The organism is Aquibacillus rhizosphaerae, assembly GCF_030282825.1.
GTDB classification, from domain to species: domain Bacteria; phylum Bacillota; class Bacilli; order Bacillales; family Amphibacillaceae; genus Aquibacillus_C; species Aquibacillus_C rhizosphaerae.
On record NZ_JASTZU010000058.1, the window covers coordinates 271,300 to 293,113 of the forward strand.

Consider the following 21,814-nt stretch of genomic DNA (forward strand, 5'->3'; position numbering starts at 1 on the left):
AGCAATCAAAAGGTATAGTTAATCCCTTGACTTTTATCCCATAGACCGAGACTTTTGCGAATATATATAATTTGTCCTATATGATAAGCATTGTGTAAATTGATATAAGTAAGACTTTCAATAAATTTTTCTATATATTTTTCATCACAACTCCCAATCTCATTTTCCCACTCTCCCATGGTATTTAAAAGTTCTTCCACAAGAACATCCCAACTAGTTTCTTGTGAGTGATTAAATGTATCATTATTGTCTAAAACACTAACATTATCGGGTAAACTTTTAAATCGAGTTAATTCAAGTTGGTTATAAAAATTAAGATGTTCAACAATCTCACGTATTGAGTTTGTAGAATTTTCACATTTGTTAGAAGCTTGTTTAGAACTAAGTCCTCCTAATGCAGTTTTCAAAGATACAAACCATGTATTTTTACTATGACAGGCTCTAAATTGTTCCAATATAAGTTCATTTGTATTCACATTCTTCATCCTTTATCCACATTGAATTATATAGAGAAATTCACTTAGGTCTTCTTCAACGTCCTTTACTTTAAATAAACTTGTTCCCATTTAATGTTAACATAAAATTCCAATAAATCTTTTATAATACCAGAAGAAAAGGATCGCCAAATGAGGATTCTTTTGCTCTGGTTTAGCCTCGAATCAAAATATCTGTTATTCATAGTTCTTATACGGAAAAAGTGAATAATAAAGAGCCAGAAATATACATTATTTTATTCATCAAAATGTTTATTTTGGGTTTTATAACTTTTTTGTTTTTGCAATAACCTGGCTGTTAGTACAACAAGTGACTACCTCCTGAAAAGAAGGAGTTATTTTCTTTAATCATGAATTTCACTATCAATTAGATTTGCTAAGACTATTAATAAAGGAATCCAGTACACTAATATATAAGCTTGGTTGTTGATGATGAACCATATGTCCAGCGAAAGGAAGAATTGCAATTTTAACATTTTCATGTGCTTCTTTATAAGCAATGGCACTTTTCACTTCATCCATAGCTTCTTCTCCAACCAACACAAGTATTGTTGAGTCTATTCCCTTCAGATTTTCTGTATATTCAAAAGGATACCATTCTGGGTCAAAGGATGATTCGAGCAACTCTTTCCAATGATTATGAGGATGCAGACTATCAAAATATGATACGTTTTGGGGGTCATTTAAGATATTTTCGGCATTCGTTTTTTCTTCTTCAGAAATTTTTTCCCAATTTAAAGGTTTTGCTTGTCTCACTCCAGATATCGTTAAAGTTTTTACCATTTCAGGGTACCTCTTGGAAAAAACTATTGAAGCTAATCCACCTAAGGAACATCCTACTAGGTGAACATTTTTTTTATCAATTTTTATTAGAGTTTCATATAAATCACTTGCACACTCTTCTATGTAGTTATCGAATTGATTAGATATTGATTTCCCTTGTCCTCTTAAATCTGGAGAAATAACCGTATACTTTTCCTTGAAATAGTTTGCCTGTTCATCGAAATCATTGATTCCTGATTGTAATAAAGTGTGTAAGAAAACAATTGTTTCCTCTCCGTTTCCGATACTCTGTATATTTAATATCATATTGTCCTCCTGTTTCTTAAGTAAATTAATTCAATATCTAGCCTATTTTCTTTACTCATCTCCATTTCTCCTCATTTGACTAACCTGCCACGTTTGTTGATTAAGATTTTCCACCTCGCTATGCATAAAAATAATGCCATATACACTATATATTCTACTTTAATACATACTAATGTGATGCTTGCATAAATACTTTCTACTCTATTCACTATATGAAAGAGAGATTTTTAACCGGAAAGTATGTATGTCATTATATCAAGATAAAACTGTTTCTTCCTGTTAAGCATACCATTTGTACAATATTGCTATTTTAGTGAAAAAGCGACTGTTCTTAATGAACAATCGCCTTACCTGTTGAAAAGATTTACTCGATAGAATTTTTATAATAAATTAAATTATCTGTCCATCCTCCGAATTCAAAAATAAATCCTTTTCTTGTACACTCATATGTCATCCCTACACTCTCTGCTAGATTGAATGAAGCAGAATTATCTACATTGATATGGGCTTCTATTCGATGGAATTTCAAATGATTAAAAGCAATATGAAGTGCTTCTTTAACGGCTTCTTTACCGTATCCTTTTCTCCAATATTGATTATGGATGAAGTATCCTATCCTTCCCCATTGGAAGTCATCTCTTGCTAAGGTTGAAAAATCAACCATACCTAGATGAGTACCGTCTTCTTTTCTAAATACGCCAAACACGTGAGCAATATCTGTAATTGCTAGATCTTGATGTTTATCTACTAGATTATGAAACCATTCTTGTGTACAATCACTCATATCTATTTTCCCTTGATCGTGTCGATGTTGAGATGAATAACGGCTTTCAAATTCGCTTAGCCAATTCTCATAGTCGGATTTCTTTAAAGGTCTTATTTCTAACCTTTCTGTTTCTGAAACAACCTCAAATGATTCTTCTTTCAATGGCAATGTGACATCTCCTCTGTATAGTTTTTTTCCAAAAGACAAAACCAGCTTTGTTATCCTGATTTAATTTATATGCCATAAGACATCACACCTTTCTATATGTAATATAAATAGCCTACCATTATTAGTTACATTTTTTAAGCCATTCTACTATTTTATAAAATTTCTTTAACTACAATGCAAGATTTCATTATAAAATAAAAATATGAAAGCCAAAAAGGAGAAATATATTGGAGATACAAACGAAAAGACTTAAAATCATTTCCTGCACAGAAGAGGCATTATCAAATAATTCAAAATCAGAAGAATATGAGATTGGTCCTCATATAAATATGTATTTAGAGGAACTACAAGAAGATTCCTCTCTTTTAGGTTGGGGTGTATGGTTGGTTATAGAGAAAGAAAACAATCGTATTATTGGTGATATTGGGTTTAAAGGAAAGCCAAATGCAGAAAACATCGTTGAAGTAGGATATGGGATTGTACATTCATCACAAAACAAAGGCTATGCAACTGAATCAGTTAGAGAAATTATACAATTGGCGTTTTCATTTAGAAACGTAAATAAAATAGTTGCTGAATGTCAGGATGATAATATTTCCTCCATTAGAGTGTTAGAAAAGTTGCATATGAATAGAATAAAACCAGAAAATAATATGTTGAAATGGCAATTGGATAAGTGACTTTTCACTCACTAAAAACAAAGACGTGTATCTTATAGCACGTCTTTGTTGAAGCAGGGGACGGTTCTCCGCTTCCTAAATTCGGAAGCAAGGAACAGTCCCCTGCTTCATCTTGTTTGTAAAATGAAGAATTGCAAGGTTCACTTTCACTGAATTATCCCTAAATAACTTAACACTTTTTTAATAGAGAATAGTACATACAAAGAAAATTGTTTAGGCTATAATTATTTTACTTAAAAGAAATATATCTGGAGGGAAATAATGAAAAAAATGATTGATCAACTTAAGCCTTTCTTGCCTGTAGCAGCTTACGATAGAGCTTCAGAATTTGAAGATGATAGTTTTGAAATAGTCGATCTACATACAGATGAAGAGATTGGTACCTATGTTGTAAATGCAGATGGTGAATTGATAAGCTTCACTATTTTTGATGAAACACAAGCAGGATCGGTCACAAAAGAAGAAATTGCGTCTATTGCTGAAAAATTCATCAACATCTTCCATCCAAATAAAAAAGAATATGAACTTTCGGCAATTTTAGATTTAGATAACCCTTATATGGTTGTTTATGAAAAAAGAGATGAAAAACTCGGTTTGTATTTACATGGAATAGGATTTACTGTTTCGATTGCTACAAACGGCCAAATTACACACTTTCATTATGTGGAAGGAGAGTATGAAGTCGAATACGCGGATGTTGTTGTTACAAAAGAAGAAGCATTGAAGCAATACATAAGTCAACTAGACTTTGAACTTATCATTCAACAATTTGATCATGAAGTATATAAAAATGGAGATAATCACTATCACTTAGCCTATAATGTGATTGACGATGCGACAGATATACCGATTGACGGATCTGAACCATTTAGCATTAGGGAAGAACACCCTTTTGGACCTGCCATACCGTCACAGGATGTTCCAGACAAAACTATATATGAAATTCTGGGCATCACTTCCTCATATAAAAAGTTGGATGAGAAAAAAGACCAAGGAAAGCGTACTGAAATTTGGTCAAAGCAAACCAATGTTGATTCATTTTCATTTGATATGGATGATCCAGAAGAACATGTCATAAAGCTCTGTTTTGACGAAAAAACGGGTTTACTCCTGCAGGTTAAAAACGGCGAAGAATATGATGAATCAAACGATGAACTAAGTAAAGATAATGCTCAAAAACATGCTTTAAATCTTATGTTTAAACTGTTTCCTGACACGAATGAAAGGTTTCAGCTAGAAGATTTTGAAGAAGAATTTTATTCTTACCTAGATGAAGGTGAAGATGATGACTTCATGGAAGAAGAAGATTTTGATGTTTCGTTGGATTTAGGCGATGAAGACATGTTTGATGATTATATAGAATATGAACCAACGTATACCTTCTACTTCCATTTACACCATAAAGGCATAAGAATGGACCAGCATGCATCTTTCATAGAAGTTGGTAAATTCACAGGAAAAATTACGAATGTTGAATTGGATATACCTGAAGATGAACTATATATGCAACTACCAACAAGCCCAGTAATATCTTCTGATGAAGCAAAAGAGATCTATAAGAAGTATCTTCAAATGGAACTTAAGTTTATCCAAGAGTACGAAGACGAAAGTGAAAAAATGATTTATAAACTAAGCTACGTTCCAGAATTTCCTGAAACAGTTGGCCACGTTCGTGCCATTGAAGCCATCACAGGAGAAGCCATGTATGTGGATGTAGGTGACGCGACATTTTTATAAGCAAAAGCAACAGACTCTGCTTCTTTCCTTTTCTAGCTTAACAGACTTTAAGCTTTTTATAATTATAAAATATGTTATAATTAAACCATAGAAGTATAAACTAAATAGACCACAGAAGTAACTGTGGTCTATAGATAAGCGGTTCCCCCAGAGGGATCGGCTATCCGTTTTTGCGATAGACCTCACCTAAAGACTTGTGGGTAAATAGGGAGGTCTATTTTTTATTGATCAAAGAAACGACCAAAGCAAGTAATGCAATCAAGAAAGTTCCAAAGCTAAACATGGAAACAAAACTCTCATACATACTCATAGGCATCACCCCCTTTTCTGTGGGGTTAGCCGACCTCTCCATAAAGAACATTATCTTACTAGATTATAACATAGATTCATTAAAACGAGAACAAACATTCCCATAGTATATGAAAAGATCGAGGTAGTATGCTGGTGAATTCTAATTCCTTTATGGTGGATGAAAGTAGTACTTTTGTTCATATTCTAGTTGCTTTAATTAGGAGTATCTTTTCTCTATACACTTCCATCGAAAGAAGCAAGGTACGGTTCTCCGCTTCCTAAATTCGGAAGCAACGAAACGTTCTCGTTCGATAAAGCAACACCCAGAAATCCAACAAACATCATTGTAATAACTACCGCGTATAATATCATATCTAACAAAACGTAGATCAAGGACATTTTCATAAGACAACCCTTCCTAAAGAGTATTAAGGGGAGGGTTTCTGATATTACCCCCTTAATACTATGGACAAGAGACCTGTCCTGTGTCCCATTGTGTCCCCAAACTGAGTTACTATTCTACATGAATACCAATTTTATCTCCGTCAATTTCTATGAACTTCATACCTTCTTTTTTGTTATACTCCAAACTTTTTATAAGAAGCGTACTTTGTAGTAGTACTTTATACTTTTCGATTACTTCTTTCATTGATACATCAACATCAAAGACAAGGTTCACGCGTTGTTCGACTGGGAGGTTCAATTCTTTTCTATATTGTTGAACGGCACGGATAAGTTCTCGTACTTTCCCTTCTTTTCGTAAATCGTCTGTTATCGTTGTATTTAAAAATACACTAAAAGTTGAATTTGACGCCATTTCCATCCCTTGATACGTTTTTTGATTAACGATTAAATCATCAAGTTCTACTTGAACCTTTTCACCAGTCGGAGAATCCGTTTCAAAATAACCTTGTTCAACAACCTTTTTTGCATCCTCAGGTGTTACAGATTGCAATGATTTTTGCACAACCCCCACCAGCTTACCGAGTTTTGGACCTGCAGTTGGAAAGTTCAACTTTAGTTCATATTGTACAGAATCTCCCGCACTATCTTGTAACTGCACACGCTTGACATTGATTTCTTCTTTAATGATATAAGCGTATTTCTGAAGCAATTCCGTATCATTTTTCGAACCCACTACTGTGAGCAAAGATAGAGGTTGCTTTGTTTTAATACTTGTCATATTTCGAGCGGAACGAGCTAGCTCTACGACTTGTAACACGCTATCCATTTCCATTTCTAACACTGGATTAATCTCTTCCCTATTTGCTTTAGGGAAATCGGAAAGGTGTACACTCTCACTCGTTAAATTCATATAAATATCTTCTGCGATAAAGGGTGTAAAGGGAGCAAGTAAACGGCTTACTCTTACTAATACCTTATATAATGTATGGTAAGCCGCTAATTTATCATCATTTAATCCTTCGCTCCAGAACCGTTCGCGTGACCTGCGGATATACCAATTACTAACTTGTTCAACTAATATGGCTAATTCTCTTGCTCCTGCAGTAAAATCGTAATTATCTAGATGTCCCATAACGTTTTGTGTTACCGTATTTAATCGAGATAACACCCACATATCTAGAAGGGATGGTTTTCCTTGGTGATGGTTAGCAGGATCAAAACCATCTATCTCCCCGTAAAGCGTATAAAAGGAATGCACATTGTTCAGCGTATCGACTAGCTTTGATTTTGCCTGACTGACAATGTTTTCTGAAAAGCGTTTATTATTCCAAGGTGCACTATCTGCAAGTAACGCCCAACGCAGGGCGTCAGCACCATAGTTTTCAACTAAATCCATTGGGTCAATGACATTCCCTTTACTCTTAGACATTTTCCGTCCGTTTTCATCTAGGATGTGCCCTAGTGATAAGACCCGTTTATAAGGTGCTTTCCCTGTGAAAAGAGATGAAACTGTTAGCAAGCTATAGAACCAACCTCTCGTCTGATCTACCCCTTCCGCAATCACATCTGCTGGGAATTGCTTATCAAACAGCTCTTTATTTTCAAATGGATAATGGTACTGTGCAAACGGCATAGACCCGCTATCAAACCAAACATCAATAACTTCTTTCGTTCTCTTCATGTCATTAGCGCAAGTTGGACATGTCACTATTACGTTATCGACATAGGGCTTATGGAGCTCAAGACCATCCTCCATTCCACTTTTTGTATGTTCCTTTAAATCTTGAATACTACCAGGAACATACTGATGATTACATTCGTCGCAAACCCACACATTAAGTGGTGTCCCCCAGTACCGATTCCTTCCTAGATTCCAGTCGACCATATTTTCAAGAAATTTACCAAACCGACCATCCTTCATATGATCCGGATGCCATTGTACTGTTTGATTATTTTTTAAAATAGTCTCCTTCATTTCCGTTGTTTTGATAAACCACCCTTCCATCGCATAATAGATAAGTGGTGAATCACAACGCCAGCAATGAGGATAGCTATGTTCAAATTTCTCTTTTGAAAATAGTAGGCCTAGATCTGCTAATAACTTTATGATTTTAACGTCACTATTTTTTGTGAATTCGCCCGCTAGTGGCTCGAATACATCCGTATAACACCCTTTTTCATCAACAATGTTAACAAAATCCAGACCACTTTCCTTAATCACATTGTAATCGTCTTCCCCGTGTGCTGGGGCTAGATGAACAATACCAGTTCCACTATCATCGGTTACGAAGTTTGCAGAAATGACTTCATGGCCACGTTCAAGCGTGAGATAGTTAAAAGGGGCCTGATACGTAAGCCCGACAAATTCATGCCCTTTATGCTCACTTAAAACCGTACAATTATCTCCCAAAATATCTTTCACGAGGTTTTTAGCAACGATATAAATCTCATCATTTTGCTGGACTTTCACATAATCTAAATCCTCATGGACAGCAAGCGCAACATTTGATGGAAGCGTCCACGGTGTTGTCGTCCACCCTAAGAAATATTCACGATCTTTCCCATCAACCTTGAATTTTGCTGTAACAGATAAATCCTTTACATCCTTATATCCCTGAGCTACCTCATGAGAACTGAGAGAGGTTTGACAGCTAGGGCAATAAGGAGTGACTCGGTGACCACGATAAAGCAATCCTTCTTGATGAATTTTGGAAAGAATGTGCCAAACGCTTTCAATATAGTCATTATTGAGCGTCACATAAGGATCATCCATGTCGACCCAATAGCCGATTGCCTCGGTAAATGTACGCCACTGCTTCTCATAATCGAATACGCTTTTTTTACATTCATCAATAAATTTTTCAACACCGTATTCCTCAATTTCTTGTTTACCAGAAATCCCGATTTTCTTTTCAACACCTAATTCTACAGGAAGACCATGGGTATCCCATCCTGCTTTTCGGATCACTTGATAGCCACGCATCGTTTGATATCTAGCAACAAAATCTTTGATTACACGACCTAAAACATGCCCAGCATGTGGAAGCCCATTAGCAGTTGGTGGCCCTTCGTAAAATACGAACGATTTTTTCCCCTCACGATTTGCAATTGATTTCCGGAAAATATGATTTGCATCCCAAAAATCTTGAATTCGCTTTTCCCGTTCTACCGGTTTTTCATTTACACTAACCTTTCGCATCTCATCACACCTTTATTTATTTTTTTGTAAAGAACAAAAGCGTAGGCGCCTTGCTCACCACCGACAAGCTTAAGACAAGCCTCGGCGTGGCGTTCTTTGCCACATAGAGGATTGTCTTAAGACCTCGAGGGGGTAGGCGCCGAAGCTAGACGTGGCTGATCCTGCATGTTATCCACACCTAGCATGTTTTATAATTTCCTGGTAGACAACAAAAAAACCCGCCCCTAACTAATGTTAGGGACGAGTTTTAACCCGCGATACCACCCTGATTCTATGAATAAACCATTCACTGGTTTCATTCATAGCACTCATACAACGTACAATCATACGTGTTCCTTTTAACGGTGGAAACCCGTCAAAGCTTAAAAAATCTTCAGCTTTGCTTTTCGGAGAGGATTTTCACTATGGTCTGATCATTGACTTTCACCAACCGTCAACTCTCTGGAGAACAGATTACATACCTACTCGATCTCGTCATCAAATTAATATTTACAACTTTTGTTAAAAATAAGGTTATACTATTGACGTTAAAAATGTCAAGAGCTTTTGAAAAAAACTTATGGTCTAACCTCAAAATCCGATATTTAACGAAGAAAGTATTGATAAATATAGATTCTTTGCCACTGGGTTTAAGTACAAAATGTAGACATACACTGGCTATTGTTATCTAACAAATTGGGGTTCAAATTACACTACAATTTTAATGATTATTGAACCAATAACACTATTACACCAACAAAAAATGACCATCAAATTAGTATACAAATTGATAGTCATTTTACATTACATTTTTAATGATTGTGATAGGAAACGGAAGCCGTTACAAAATGTTTAGCTTTTTATTAAGTAAAACCATTCAGCTACCATTTATTAAACACGATAAAATTGATCTGGATATGTTATAAGCTCTTCTTGGTCAGCCTTAGAGATCAGATGACTAATCGGTTTATAGCTAGTATAAATGATTCGCTCATTGTCTTTAGTTGAGTATGGTGTGAAAATTCCAGTTATATCTCCGCTTAACTGATTATCAATTGGAAGCGATAGAGCATGATCTAATTTGTCAAAATCAAATTGTTGTAACGAGAGTTGTCGAATGTTTTTATTTTTATGATCCTTAAAATAAATAATAAAGTTATTTACATCAAAAACAATACTCCAATAAGTAAATGTGGGTGGAATTTTCTTTCCAATCCAATTCCACATACTTTGCAGCGATGGCTTAATAGATACTTCCTTTAGTATCAAAAAAGCTTGGTCGATTGCATTAGAGCTAGGTTGTTGACTAACTTGCTCAATCAAACGATATGCCAATGTAAATCGGTCGAGAGAAGTTGTTTTTCTTGATAATTGTTGAATAGACTTGCTCTCGAACTGCTTTGCATATTCAAGTGACAGTTCATAACTAGTATTCGTGATCATGTAATGTGTGGCCTTGTCAATAACTTTTGCCTTGCCATTAATAAATTCAATTAACACGGTTTCCCCGGTAATATCACAAACCGTATAATGCAATGCATAAATTGACTTTTCAATCCGAACATCCTCTAGATGCTTAAGAACTTCTTCAACGCTTCCGAAATTATCAAGTTGATATTGAATCCATTGCAATTCATTTAAACTCGGTCGATTATCTATTACTGGTAATTCTCCATCTTCATGAAACATCATCGCAATTGCCAACCCATTTTCATTCATACCACTCATCGGTAATTCACGACCAAATTGAGTAAACGTTACATTACCATATTTAGATACCCATTCCACCCTTTTCTGTTCTTCTTCGGATAACGAAAATTTATTTAGCCCTCGAGGACTTACAACAATTAATCCATGCCCATAATAAAAATCATAGTTTTGCCCCAGTAAGAAATGTTCATTTATATTTTTTGTAAATGTTGTACACATTTCGCAACCTCCTATGTCTTCTTAAAACAAAGATAGCATAGAATGATAGCACTATTTTGACTATCGTTGCTATTTTAGTCGCCTATGTGATTGAAAAGGAAATATCCATTTTTGAATTATCATCATTTGGTCCTAAAAATTCAGTTCCATATCGTTCTATAACAAGCTCATTCGTTAGCTTTCCATCTAATACTGGGATGCGATGATAACATATGAAATGATAGGTATTTAAAACTCTTCCCTCTTCATCTTGAAAAAGACGACCTTTATGTGTGAAAGTTACGACCTTAGCACTGTCAATTTCTTTTGTTATCATCCCCTCTGGCACTACCGTGAAATCTGCTACCTCTACTGCTACAAGTTCTTGGTACGTGTGAATTTCGTTTGTTTGATCCACATCATAGCAAACACGATACAAAACATCATTTCTTCTGTTAGCTATTCGATCAACTTGCTGTAAAAAGCTATTAATAAAAGGAGTAATAGTCGAAACATTTTCATCATGGGAATAACGAGAAATTCCAATTAATTTTATTGATAGTGTTTCGATTCTTTCTTCGATGCGAACTTTCCCGTTCAAAGCTTTTACCTCTAGAAAAATTGAATTGGCATTGATTGGTTTCAATGGATTGGAGATTTTAAAGTGTGGTTCTTTTCGCAGTCTACCTGGAGTTATTCCAAACATTTTTTTGAAATTTCTCGTGAAAACTTCTTGAGATGAGAAACCATATTTTATTGCAATTGTTAACATATCATCTTGTGATTGTTTTATGTGTTCAGCTGCCCTCGTTAGCCTTCGTTTCTTTATATAATCATAGACTGACAACCCAACAACTTCTTTAAATAGGCGATAAAAATGGAACTTAGAAATGTGTATCTCTGCAATTGCTTCATCAATATCAATATCTTCTTCTATATGCTTCTCAAAATTATCTACAAACCTTTGGATACCATCTATATAATTAACTGTATACACCTCCTTCAAAACCGCAACACTAGTAGGCTCATTCCTATAATTATCTTGAATAAACTATAAATCGTATTTTCACGCCTTCGCATTTTTTGTCATCAACAGATAGTATTAGTCGTTTGTGTAATGAGGTCTTAAACAAAATGTAATCCAAAAGTTTCTATCGGTCGGATATAATAATAGTAAGTATAATATTCTTCCTATTATTTAAATTAAGGAGCTGACCCTAATGTTCATCATTTCAAGGGAAACAAAAGGGAGAAATGAAACTCTAAAAGACTCAAACAGTAATTATTATAAAACCTTTTCTACTCTCTATAGCGCAGAAAATTTCACTAAAAAACTTAACCTTCATACCAGATCAGATAAACAGTGGTGTGTGAAAAAAATGAATGAATAAATTCTTGATATGTTTTTACCTATAATCACTTTTAAAATTTGGACAGGTTTAAAACCACAATACTTACTAAGGATAGCTCCTTCATAATGTAGCTCTGATTTATCAATCTACGATGTTATGAATAAGGAGCTATTTTTTGCGTGAAATGAATATGGTATACTATACATAACAAAAACAGGTCACAGCTACGAACTGTACCTGTTATTAAGCGGTTCCCCAGAGGAATCGGCTATCCGTTTTTGTGGATAGACCTCACCTAAAGACTTGTGGGTAAATTTTTTATTGATCAAAGAAACGACCAAAGCAAGCAATGCAATCAAGAAAGTTCCAAAGCTAAACATGGAAACAAAACTCTCATAATACTCATAGGCATCATCACCTTTTCAATGGGCTTAGCCGACCTCTCCGTAAAGAACATTATCTTGCTAGATTATAACATAGATTCATTTAAATACGAACAAACATTCGCGTAAGGGTATGGGAGAAACAAGGTTAGACCCGTCCCTTTGTCCCATGTTTCTTTATTTATCATTATAAACAACTGGAGTTTTACCTTTCCAATTCTCCCATACTTGATTATCTGTCGCTAATTCAGCCATAAAATTACTTACATTAATTCTGCTAGTTTTACCAGCATTAAATATTGGGCTTCTTACCGGAGATTCACATACTTGATATGAACTTACTTCATCATGGTTGACTAATGTATCCGGTCGCACAGCAACCCAACCCACAAATTCATTCTCTATACCAATATTGCTAATCAAATAATTTGCTGCCTTGATATTATCACGATGAGGAGGCAGCATAAGCTTTAGCAAAAAATGGATGATTTTTTCTCCAATAGAATTTTTCTCTCCCGCTAAATTATTCGTATAACCTGTTGTACTCATAAGGATGAGTTTTATCCCTTTGTCTTCCCTCTTTTTGACTGTCTCACTGATTCTTTTTATTGTATTAAATACCAAATAATAAGGTTTACCAAACATACCCTTCAGCGTAGGATTGTGACCTAGACAGGAGATAATCACATGACATCCATGTAAAAGATTATTCATTTCAGACTCATTTAGTTCGTTGATATTCCCTTTCACGATTTCCACTAATGCATTGTCTGTTATGTCTTTGGAAAGAACTGCACTTTTTCTGATAAGAATCCGAGTATTGATTTGTCTTTTTATTAACTGTCTGACGACTTGTTTACCGGTAGCTCCGCTCGCCCCTAAAACTAATATTCTCATATTCTATCTCCATTTTCTCTGGAATTTATTTCAATAGGATTGAAACCCCTTACTATCAGATATATCGCTAAAATCATTTCGCATAAAGCAATTGGAGCATTTAAGATAAAGTAGATTGGATTCATTAATGTTATGACATTCAACATCAATAGTAACGTAGCCACAAGAGTCAGTGTATATCCAATAATACCCCATAAGCATAACCATCTAGGTACAAGTTTAATTTTATATAGGCAAAAATAGAGGATTAAGCCGCCAATACTCCATGGCAATATCATGGCTATATGATTGAGAATATCTCTGCCTTGTCTAAGCAATTCAGCGATTAATTCAAAATACGATGCGCCAGCTTCGCCGATAACATAGCTCTGACTCACCCATAATAAAAGAAGAAGAGGTGCTATAGCAGCAAATAGAAACCCTGAAGCGATAACCCTTAAACCGAAGTACCCCATCGCTAGACTTTTGCTGTATTTTTTAATGAATGGATATAATATCACTGCTATACTTACATATATCACTGCCATTGCTGCTTGAAAAAAAGTTGCAATCAAAACATGCGCTTCTAACTCTGACAAGTTCACAAGGTAATCTGATTTTTCTAACGCTGGAACAGAACTTAGCAATCCAGAGACAAAACTAAATATCAACAATAGCCCTAGAACAGTAGCAGTTCTTCTACTTGATTCCATGTTTATTCACTCCTTTTTTAGATAACTGAGAGCCTTACTGTATAATCATTAGTACTTTCTGGAATGGATAGTACAAAATTACGATTTAACAACCAAACAATTAATGGAGAGACATCTTTTTCCGTCGGGCATTATATTTTAATACAAGCTTGTATTCACTTCTTCCCATAAATTAATGTCCAATTATATTATATAAACGAAAATAAATGATTATGTTGAAATAGGCTATAAACGGGCAAAGGAACTTTAGTCCATCTGCACGCCTGCACATTAATCCTTTATTTTATTTATATGTACAGAAAAGTGGCACCCACCATGAGTTGAATGAGCGCCGTTTATTTTGCATTATTCACCTATCCTTTTTATTTTGTACTGTGGACTTATTTTAACAAGTTTAGCTTTCAACGAACTCGCCTAATTGTTGAAGATTATTCTTCTATTGCACAGTATATTTGTACTGCGTAGCAACTAGATCTTGTTTTTCCTTTTTTCTTGTTCAACATTAGCTCCCGTTAGCATAAGTGAAACACTTCACATATTATGACCTACTCTCTTTTAGATTGCTGTAGAGGATACAATTAAATAAAAAATTGCAAAAAGCATCGCAACGAGCATAATTAAAATACTTTTTGTAATGAAAAGGACTTTTAACATATTTTTTTGTTTACTAGTTGCGTATTCTTTCGCAAAAGATAGATGAAATGGGATGAAAAATAAAGAAAAGCAAAAACCAACGCCCAAACAAATAGAAATAAACGATATAAATCTTGGTATATCGGTTTCAAAAAAATACTCAGATAATCCGTATAACGGCAATCCATACCAAAATCCGAATGTAAGAATCAATAGCACAAATGTAATTAAAATTAAAAATACATTTTTCTTCATTGATTGAAAATATATCTGCATTGTTTTCACCTCTAAACTACTAACATTACTATCCAACTTTAGGTTATTATAAGTTCTTACTTTATTATATAAAGCTGCCTAAATAGTGAACCGGTTCTAAAGATAAGCACCCGTTCGTAATATAAGGTTAGCCAGATTTTTCTGGTTGACCTTTTTTCATATGGTCTTATGATTACGTTAGTCGGGGTAGAACGGAGCACCCGTGGGACATAGATCCCGTTAGCTAAACTGTTCACCCCCTACTTGTATAAACGTGTTTCAGGCTGGTTGGGACAATGATCCCGTTTAACAAGCGAACCTACGACATTACAAGAAGCCTTAGGGGATACCGACATTACATGTAATTTAAGGAGGAGAAATGTATGAATCCAGTCATTGGTCTGGATGTTGCTAAAGGGGAAAGTCAAGTTCAAGCCTTTTTAGATAAGGGAAAGCCATATCGCAAAAGCTTTAGTATCCGTCATAATGTTGAAGAATTGAATGAATTTCTCGAATTCTTACAGGAAATTAAGTCCCTAGCTGAGGGGAAACCTACAGTCGTGTTGGAGTCAACTGGACACTACCATACTCCCATTATTCAATTTTTAGAGGAACATCAATATGTATATATATTAGTTAATCCATTGATTTCTTATAGGGCAAAGAGTTCAAGTTTACGGAAGGTTAAAACGGATGTTATTGACGCAAAACATCTCTGCGAGCTGTACTATAAAGAAGAGTTGGAGCCGCAAAAGAAACGCGGTATACACCTCTTAAATTTGCGTAATCTTACAAGACAACATGACAATATCACAAGTATATATGTTCAAACTAAATTACAATTTCATTCGGTGTTGGATCAGGTATTTCCTGAATATCATGGGGTTTTTGGGGACTTATATTCTAGTGTTTCTTTACTTACTCTTTTAGAATATCCAACATCCAAAGATGTTTTAGAAATAGATAAAGAGACTTTAGGCAAAAAGGTTCATGAATTTTGTCCAAGACGGTCACTGAAATGGGCTGAATCAAAAGCTGATAAACTAATAACTGCAGCACACCGTAATCCATTTCAAGAAACACTTTATCAAAGTCACATCTTGAGTATAGAAATGTATATCAAAATGCTTTTAGAGTACCAGAAACACCTATCTAAACTGAAGAATCAAATAGATGCTTTGGCAAAAGAAATTGAAGAATATAAGATTATCAGATCCATCCCTGGGATTGGTGAAAAAATCGCGGCAACGATTATTTCTGAAATTGGGGAGATAGATCTTTTTGATAATCCTAAAAAACTAGTAGCTTTTGCCGGTATAGATCCAAGTATCTTTGAATCTGGACGATTCAAAGGAACTGTAAACCGAATTACCAAAAGGGGATCTAGCCGCCTGAGACATGCTTTATTTATGGCGGTTCGCTCTGCAATCCGTGATTCTCGAAAACAGAAAACAACTGATGACATCATTCCACGTAATAAGAAATTACGAGCATTTTATGATAAAAAACGAGAAGAAGGAAAGCCTTATAAAGTAGCCGTAATTGCATGTGCAAACAAGTTATTACATTGGATTTACGCATTATTAAAGAGCAATACTACCTTCCAAGATATTGCTTAAATAAACAACTTATCCAATTTATCCAAAACCTTCCAATTAATGAAAAATGGAGGGTCATTTGGCATATGCAAATTCAGTATATCATAATTAATTTTAGTTTTTTAGAGAAATTTATTGACAACTATTAGCTGATTTATTTTAATACCCTAATTTTAATTTCTAGGTCTAACTATGTTAAGGACAAAATAGTAACTGTTTTCGAATATTAGTAAACGTACTTTAACTATGATTATTAAAGTTAGGTACTTTTAAAAGAAACAAATAACTAAAAACTAATAAGGTAATAGGTAAAGCCATTTCCCATTTTATCGAATCAGCCATCATCGTACTGTAAAAAATAAGTCCTACTATACTTAAAAAGAAAATTATATTCGATATTGTATTTAATAATTTAAATGTTTTGTTGGAAATCTTTTTCATCTATAACACCTCCACTTAACCCTTTGAATTTTCATAAGTCATTCTAATAATAAGTCGTTTAATACTTTACTTAATCTTTTTTGAAGAAACGCACTCTTTACTTTAAGTATGTTATTTCACAACCCGAGCCATAATCTTCTATAAATCCATATTTCTAACCTTTTTTGGATTATAAAATTGCAACCACTTTTCAGACTCATTTACCATCCAATTTCCTATTTCATCTAAAAAGTCAATAATTTCATTTGGATTTTCTACTGGGTTAATAGCATATTTAAGGGCTTGTTTCATTACAGATTCTTTTTCTGGATAATGTTCAGAGAATATACTATATGCTGGGAATAAATCTCTTGTATATTTGTTTTCTTCCTCTATTACAAGTGCAAGTCCTGCCCTAAGTATGATTTTCATAATCCATCCACAACAATCCAAAATATCTTCAATATCTTCATTACCATCAAGGTCTTCTTTTGCTTGTTGGATTTGATTCTTTAGGTTCATTAGATGTTCGTTACCAAGTGTTTTATCCGCTTTATAATTTGGCAAATGGACGCTTAAATCTTCTCCAGATACACAAATACTATGAGTTTTAATCATAAAAGGTATCATAGAAAAGTTATTAGTTTCTAGGACATCTTCTTTGTAGTAGAAACTAAGTTCCACTCCATTTACAATGTTGTATTTTTTGTTTAATTCTGTTCAACCTCGTCTACCCATTTCAAGTCTATATCATTGGTTTCTTTATTCGTAATTGCTATTGTATCTAAATCTGAAACACTCTCTATACCTAATCCACGAGGAATGGACCCTCTAATATATACTATGTAGGTCTTCTCCTAAGTGGGTTTTGTATTTTTCTACCGCTTTTTCAATCACCTTATAAAATTCAGGTTTAATTTTGTTTAGACTCGAATCATTTATTATAAATCCTTTAATATCCGTTGGACAAAAACGCCCAATATTTTTAATTTGTGTCAATGTATCTCTCCTTTGATTTGTTCCAGTTAACCTGCCCTGTAATTGAACAAGGGCGCAAATCCTTATTGAAGATAAGCACCCGTTACCACAACAAAGTTCATAGAAATACTAATTCAACTCTATCGAAAACATTTTCTTTTCATGTTCATTCAATATTTTAGATTCAAAATTATTTATTAAATCTACCATCATTACTTTTGATATTTCATCTTTTTTTACGTTACCGATTTGACGACTAAATTCATCTCTAAACTTTTCCTCTACCACCTCAGTGAAGTAGCTGAAACTCGAAAAGTAATATACAAGAGAATTATCATAAGACTCTACTACCTCGCTGAACACTTGATACGACTTCCTAATTGTTTCGAAATCTGTTTGAGGAAAAGTGATAAGTATTTTTACATCATGTGTTTGACCATCTTTTGTATCAAATGAATATGACATGATATCACGAAATGGAATACCGTCACCAACATATATAAATAAGTCTTTATCGGTAGTAATTAAATGTGTATTTTTAGCATGTTCCACTATTTCACCATTCCCTTTTATTACGATATCATTTTCAACAGGATATAGTACTCGAAAATGATTTTGGAGAATGAATTGAGTGCCAATTAACGCCAAGAAAACTACTATACCTATTAACCATTGCTTTGCGTTTATCTTAAATATTTCAAATGCCTTTGTAACAATATAAATATAAAAGATTATTAGCATAAACAACCACAATATCCGAAGAAAAGGGTCTAACCAAATGGGAATCAAAAATGTCAGAAATCACCTCCAAATAAAATGGCTCACATCAATAATTGATTAAATTCATAGTAGGTTCTTATGCTAAACTGATTCTTTACTTTAAGATTATTGATTCACCTTATATTTTAACATAAAATTCCAATAATTCTTGAAACTATTCAACTAGAAAAGGACCGCCAATAATATATGACGATCCACTTGTTGCACTAATACATCCAGTTAGTTGAAGAAGGCAATGTCCAATTTTATGGTTATCGCCCTTCTTTCCTACTGCACAGTTTCGTTATACTGCGAAGCATCCCACCTAATTTTCCGAATAAAAGTGAAATAAATTTTATTTTTATTATGTTAAATTGCCATGAGACTCTAATTTATCATCCATCCAACATAAATTCTCACTTACAAGTTTATCAATAAATGGCATCATAATTGTCCATTCATTTTACTTTGCAATGAAACTACTGCTGTATTAGCTGTATAAGGTTGCCGCATGTATCATTGAATACAGCTATTGTAATTCCGCCCATTTCTGTAGGATCCATCGTAAACTGCACGCCCTTTTCAACTAAGTGTTTATACTCTTTGTGAATATCTGCAACCCAAACATTGTTACTGGAATGCCATCATCAAATAACCTCTGTTGATAATCTTTTGCGGCTGGGTGTTCATTCGGTTCGAGTAAAAGCTCCGTTCCATCTTGTTCATCTCGAGATACAACTGTGATCCATCTATGTTCCCCTGTAGGAACGTCGTGCTTTTTTACAAACCCTAACGTTTCTGAATAGAATTCTAATGCTTTGTCTTGGTCTTCTACGAAAATACTGGTAACAATAATCTTCAATGTGTTTTTACTCCCTTAATATTTGATTGATGCTCTACTATGAATAGAGCCTTGAAGCAGAAACCCTCAAAAACTGTTTTTATAGAAATTACTTTTCTATCCATCCTTCTAGCAAATTTCTAAGTGGTTCATTGTTGAAAACAAGTACTCTATATTTCCCCTTTCTTATCGATTTTACGAGCTCAGCATCTTCCAATGCAGTAAGATGCTTTGCTATCGCTTGCCGTGAAATGGTAAGGTCGTGCTTCATAACGAGACGTGCTGTAAGTTCATACAGCGTTAACTCATTGCGTTCGGTTAGCTCGTCTAATATAAGCCGTCGAGTGGAGTCACTTAGTGCTTTAAAAATAGCGTCTTTGTCATAATTCATGTATTGATTACATGCAACCAAAAGGTTACATGTCAAGCATAAGCAACTTATAAGTTGCTTAACAAGCAAAAAAATAATCATTCTTTTTGTAACTAAAAATGGTAGATAAAGGGTCAGGTACTACTCATGGACATTTTGTCCATGAGTAGTACCTGACCGCTTATGCATTCTTAAAACAATACGGGGTTACAAACCTGTCCCTAAACTCTCCGCTTTTGAAATACTTCCTTTCCATTCTTGAAAAGGGTAATGATCAGCGATAGTAGAGGTGAGAAACTAGGTTTAGTAGATTTACCTCGACCTATCCTCTCTAGTTGTTGGCTATACCAGGTTATTTCCATTAATCCTTTGTTATCGATAAAGGATAATCCTGTTTTAATTGGCTTTACAGAAAGATCGTCAACTTTCTCTTTCAGTAATTGATTGGGATAATCAGGGTAAAGAGCCATTGGTCGTGCAATTCCGATGAAGTCTGTTGCACCAGTTTTTAATGCTTCATTCATTGCAGTTGGAGTTCGAAAACCTCCTGTTAATACTAGAGGAACGCCTGTTTTCTCTTTTAGCTTTTCAGCATAGTCTAAAAAATAGGCTTCCCGTTTTACTGTTGAAGGTTTAGCGTTTTTCCCAAACAATGCTGCCTTTTCATAAGTACCGCCAGAAATTTCAATTAGATCGATTCCCAGCCGCTCTAACTCTGAGATCACAAAGTGAGAGTCGTCTTCAGAGAAACCAGCTTTCATAAAGTCCGAACTATTTATCTTCACTCCTATAGGGAAGTCATCGCCAACTCTTGCACGGATTGCATGATAGATTTCTGATAAGAATCGAAAACGGTTTTCAATTGGTCCTCCCCATTTGTCTTCTCTTTGGTTATGTCTAGGAGAAAGAAATTGACTAATTAAGTACCCATGTGCAGCATGAATCTGTACTCCGGTAAATCCAGCAGTTTTTGCAAGCTTCGCCGTATTAGCAAAGCGTTGAATGATCTCCTCAATTTCTTCAGGAGAAAGTGCACGACATTTAGGGAAAAAGCGTTGCAGATCCGGTTCAAATGGAATTGCTGACGGGGCCACCGCTTCATCGACAACACCTTTTAGCACTTGTTTTCCAGGATGATTGATTTGCATCCAGAAATGGGTGTTATTCTTTATTCCTGCTTCTGCCCATTGTTTAAATAAATCTATATGATCATCGTTCTCTAATACTACGTTTCTCGGCTCTCCCAAAGCCTTCGTATCAACCATCACATTTCCTGAAATGATTAATCCTGCACCACCTTCTGCCCATGCTTGATAGAGTCGAACAAGATTGTTTGTTGGTAAGTACTTTTCCGAAGCCATTCCTTCACTCATTGCCGATTTTACGATTCTATTTTTGAAAGTAACGCTCTTATTTTTTAATGAATAGGGCTCTGATATTAATGATTTATTCATGATTGAGTCTCCTTCAATGATAGCGACATAAATCCATTGTCTCAGATTTCCATATCAATAGACAATATACAGACACGATCAACCAAAAATAAAGGTACTAGGTACTACAAAAGGAACACCCCGTTTATTTACTAAAGATCCAATCTTTATCCCCCCTCATTCGTTTCAATCTCCCAATAATTCAATTGCATCTATAATGCCTTAATAATGAAATATTTTTACATTTCAGATATTGACTCTTTTTACCAATATAGGTACTCTATAGACAGCTTAACGATAAGCAAGTTCCTACACGAAGGGAGATGTTTTTTAATGGCAGCTATTTATATGGTGATTTTGTCTTAAAACTGAATAACAGGCATACGTAAAAAAAGCGGGTACATGTCCGTATTATTTGGTATGCCATCAGAAGTAACCTTTCGTGAATATTGCTGTTTGCAGGATACGATGAAGGTCGTATCTTTTT

Annotated in this window: 21 protein-coding genes, 1 pseudogene and 1 other annotated feature; of the genes and pseudogenes, 3 read left to right on the top strand and 19 right to left on the bottom strand. The window is 34.6% G+C overall.

Annotated elements, in window-relative coordinates:
• Window positions 1–5: 5 nt before the first annotated feature.
• From QQS35_RS18465 to QQS35_RS18475, 3 genes are all read right to left on the bottom strand, one after another.
• Window positions 6–476, bottom strand: coding sequence for a DinB family protein (locus QQS35_RS18465; RefSeq protein WP_285933697.1), 471 nt, complete (start codon window positions 474–476; stop codon window positions 6–8).
• Window positions 477–857: 381 nt separating this feature from the next.
• Window positions 858–1,583 carry an alpha/beta fold hydrolase gene (locus tag QQS35_RS18470; RefSeq protein WP_285933698.1) on the bottom strand — a complete coding sequence of 242 codons (726 nt, stop codon included), beginning with the start codon at window positions 1,581–1,583 and terminating at the stop codon, window positions 858–860.
• Window positions 1,584–1,947: 364 nt separating this feature from the next.
• A complete protein-coding gene (locus QQS35_RS18475; protein WP_285933699.1) occupies window positions 1,948–2,517 on the bottom strand; it encodes a GNAT family N-acetyltransferase in 570 nt (189 codons plus the stop codon).
• Between the two features lie 227 nt (window positions 2,518–2,744).
• On the opposite strand from QQS35_RS18475, the gene QQS35_RS18480 reads away from it, so the two are divergent.
• Together QQS35_RS18480 and QQS35_RS18485 are read left to right on the top strand one after the other, a co-directional pair.
• On the top strand, window positions 2,745–3,197 hold the full coding sequence (locus tag QQS35_RS18480) for a GNAT family N-acetyltransferase (protein ID WP_285933700.1): 453 nt from the start codon (window positions 2,745–2,747) through the stop codon (window positions 3,195–3,197).
• Between the two features lie 261 nt (window positions 3,198–3,458).
• A complete protein-coding gene (locus QQS35_RS18485) occupies window positions 3,459–4,934 on the top strand; it encodes a YcdB/YcdC domain-containing protein (protein WP_285933701.1) in 1,476 nt (491 codons plus the stop codon).
• A 214-nt stretch (window positions 4,935–5,148) separates the two neighbouring features.
• Here QQS35_RS18485 and QQS35_RS18490 read toward each other — a convergent pair whose 3' ends face one another.
• The 9 genes from QQS35_RS18490 to QQS35_RS18525 all read right to left on the bottom strand — a co-directional run bounded on the left by QQS35_RS18490 (window position 5,149) and on the right by QQS35_RS18525 (window position 14,949).
• Entirely contained in the window at window positions 5,149–5,244 is a 96-nt protein-coding gene (locus QQS35_RS18490; RefSeq protein WP_285933702.1) for a putative holin-like toxin, read from the bottom strand.
• 215 nt (window positions 5,245–5,459) lie between these two features.
• A complete protein-coding gene (locus QQS35_RS18495; RefSeq protein ID WP_285933703.1) occupies window positions 5,460–5,630 on the bottom strand; it encodes a hypothetical protein in 171 nt (56 codons plus the stop codon).
• A 109-nt stretch (window positions 5,631–5,739) separates the two neighbouring features.
• A complete protein-coding gene (ileS, locus tag QQS35_RS18500) occupies window positions 5,740–8,829 on the bottom strand; it encodes an isoleucine--tRNA ligase (RefSeq protein ID WP_285933704.1) in 3,090 nt (1,029 codons plus the stop codon).
• A 233-nt stretch (window positions 8,830–9,062) separates the two neighbouring features.
• Window positions 9,063–9,316 (bottom strand) — a binding site (T-box leader).
• Between the two features lie 383 nt (window positions 9,317–9,699).
• Entirely contained in the window at window positions 9,700–10,737 is a 1,038-nt protein-coding gene (locus tag QQS35_RS18505) for a linear amide C-N hydrolase (protein ID WP_285933705.1), read from the bottom strand.
• Between the two features lie 82 nt (window positions 10,738–10,819).
• The gene (locus QQS35_RS18510) at window positions 10,820–11,713 is read right to left on the bottom strand and encodes an AraC family transcriptional regulator (RefSeq protein ID WP_285933822.1); all 894 of its coding nucleotides are present in this window, start codon (window positions 11,711–11,713) and stop codon (window positions 10,820–10,822) included.
• 579 nt (window positions 11,714–12,292) lie between these two features.
• Window positions 12,293–12,448 (bottom strand): putative holin-like toxin, encoded by a 156-nt coding sequence (locus QQS35_RS22820; RefSeq protein WP_331490840.1) that lies wholly within the window; start codon window positions 12,446–12,448, stop codon window positions 12,293–12,295.
• Between the two features lie 180 nt (window positions 12,449–12,628).
• Window positions 12,629–13,348 (bottom strand): NAD(P)-binding oxidoreductase, encoded by a 720-nt coding sequence (locus QQS35_RS18515; RefSeq protein ID WP_285933706.1) that lies wholly within the window; start codon window positions 13,346–13,348, stop codon window positions 12,629–12,631.
• The gene (locus QQS35_RS18520) at window positions 13,345–14,040 is read right to left on the bottom strand and encodes a DUF4386 domain-containing protein (protein ID WP_285933707.1); all 696 of its coding nucleotides are present in this window, start codon (window positions 14,038–14,040) and stop codon (window positions 13,345–13,347) included. Before QQS35_RS18520 ends, QQS35_RS18515 begins: the two co-directional genes overlap by 4 nt.
• 555 nt (window positions 14,041–14,595) lie before the next feature.
• A complete protein-coding gene (locus QQS35_RS18525; RefSeq protein WP_285933708.1) occupies window positions 14,596–14,949 on the bottom strand; it encodes a hypothetical protein in 354 nt (117 codons plus the stop codon).
• Between the two features lie 362 nt (window positions 14,950–15,311).
• On the opposite strand from QQS35_RS18525, the gene QQS35_RS18530 reads away from it, so the two are divergent.
• Window positions 15,312–16,547, top strand: coding sequence for an IS110 family RNA-guided transposase (locus tag QQS35_RS18530; protein ID WP_285933709.1), 1,236 nt, complete (start codon window positions 15,312–15,314; stop codon window positions 16,545–16,547).
• A 219-nt stretch (window positions 16,548–16,766) separates the two neighbouring features.
• On the opposite strand, the gene QQS35_RS18535 is transcribed toward QQS35_RS18530, so the two are convergent.
• From QQS35_RS18535 to QQS35_RS18560, 7 genes and pseudogenes are all read right to left on the bottom strand, one after another.
• The gene (locus QQS35_RS18535) at window positions 16,767–16,967 is read right to left on the bottom strand and encodes a hypothetical protein (protein WP_285933710.1); all 201 of its coding nucleotides are present in this window, start codon (window positions 16,965–16,967) and stop codon (window positions 16,767–16,769) included.
• Window positions 16,968–17,105: 138 nt separating this feature from the next.
• Window positions 17,106–17,564: a hypothetical protein gene (locus QQS35_RS22825; protein ID WP_331490842.1), complete on the bottom strand. Its 459-nt coding sequence runs from the start codon at window positions 17,562–17,564 to the stop codon at window positions 17,106–17,108.
• Window positions 17,565–17,777: 213 nt separating this feature from the next.
• Window positions 17,778–17,945, bottom strand: a complete 168-nt coding sequence (locus QQS35_RS22830) for a hypothetical protein (protein WP_331490843.1) — start codon at window positions 17,943–17,945, stop codon at window positions 17,778–17,780.
• 108 nt (window positions 17,946–18,053) lie between these two features.
• A complete protein-coding gene (locus QQS35_RS18545) occupies window positions 18,054–18,665 on the bottom strand; it encodes a hypothetical protein (RefSeq protein ID WP_285933711.1) in 612 nt (203 codons plus the stop codon).
• A 497-nt stretch (window positions 18,666–19,162) separates the two neighbouring features.
• Window positions 19,163–19,545, bottom strand: a pseudogene (locus tag QQS35_RS18550) (VOC family protein).
• Window positions 19,546–19,633: 88 nt separating this feature from the next.
• Window positions 19,634–19,915, bottom strand: coding sequence for an ArsR/SmtB family transcription factor (locus QQS35_RS18555; RefSeq protein WP_285933823.1), 282 nt, complete (start codon window positions 19,913–19,915; stop codon window positions 19,634–19,636).
• 200 nt (window positions 19,916–20,115) lie between these two features.
• The gene (locus QQS35_RS18560) at window positions 20,116–21,348 is read right to left on the bottom strand and encodes an NADH:flavin oxidoreductase/NADH oxidase family protein (RefSeq protein ID WP_285933712.1); all 1,233 of its coding nucleotides are present in this window, start codon (window positions 21,346–21,348) and stop codon (window positions 20,116–20,118) included.
• Between the last annotated feature and the right edge of the window lie 466 nt (window positions 21,349–21,814).

Excerpts from the sequence above, each read along its gene's own strand:
- QQS35_RS18470 (WP_285933698.1), bottom strand. The coding sequence starts at position 1,583 with ATGATATTAAATATACAGAGTATCGGAAACGGAGAGGAAACAATTGTT.
- QQS35_RS18485 (WP_285933701.1), top strand. The coding sequence starts at position 3,459 with ATGAAAAAAATGATTGATCAACTTAAGCCTTTCTTGCCTGTAGCAGCT.
- QQS35_RS18490 (WP_285933702.1), bottom strand. The coding sequence starts at position 5,244 with ATGAGTATGTATGAGAGTTTTGTTTCCATGTTTAGCTTTGGAACTTTC.
- QQS35_RS18495 (WP_285933703.1), bottom strand. The coding sequence starts at position 5,630 with ATGAAAATGTCCTTGATCTACGTTTTGTTAGATATGATATTATACGCG.
- ileS (WP_285933704.1), bottom strand. The coding sequence starts at position 8,829 with ATGCGAAAGGTTAGTGTAAATGAAAAACCGGTAGAACGGGAAAAGCGA.
- QQS35_RS18505 (WP_285933705.1), bottom strand. The coding sequence starts at position 10,737 with ATGTGTACAACATTTACAAAAAATATAAATGAACATTTCTTACTGGGG.
- QQS35_RS22820 (WP_331490840.1), bottom strand. The coding sequence starts at position 12,448 with ATGTTTAGCTTTGGAACTTTCTTGATTGCATTGCTTGCTTTGGTCGTT.
- QQS35_RS18515 (WP_285933706.1), bottom strand. The coding sequence starts at position 13,348 with ATGAGAATATTAGTTTTAGGGGCGAGCGGAGCTACCGGTAAACAAGTC.
- QQS35_RS18520 (WP_285933707.1), bottom strand. The coding sequence starts at position 14,040 with ATGGAATCAAGTAGAAGAACTGCTACTGTTCTAGGGCTATTGTTGATA.
- QQS35_RS18525 (WP_285933708.1), bottom strand. The coding sequence starts at position 14,949 with ATGCAGATATATTTTCAATCAATGAAGAAAAATGTATTTTTAATTTTA.
- QQS35_RS18530 (WP_285933709.1), top strand. The coding sequence starts at position 15,312 with ATGAATCCAGTCATTGGTCTGGATGTTGCTAAAGGGGAAAGTCAAGTT.
- QQS35_RS18535 (WP_285933710.1), bottom strand. The coding sequence starts at position 16,967 with ATGAAAAAGATTTCCAACAAAACATTTAAATTATTAAATACAATATCG.
- QQS35_RS22825 (WP_331490842.1), bottom strand. The coding sequence starts at position 17,564 with ATGATTAAAACTCATAGTATTTGTGTATCTGGAGAAGATTTAAGCGTC.
- QQS35_RS18545 (WP_285933711.1), bottom strand. The coding sequence starts at position 18,665 with ATGCTAATAATCTTTTATATTTATATTGTTACAAAGGCATTTGAAATA.
- QQS35_RS18555 (WP_285933823.1), bottom strand. The coding sequence starts at position 19,915 with ATGAATTATGACAAAGACGCTATTTTTAAAGCACTAAGTGACTCCACT.
- QQS35_RS18560 (WP_285933712.1), bottom strand. The coding sequence starts at position 21,348 with ATGAATAAATCATTAATATCAGAGCCCTATTCATTAAAAAATAAGAGC.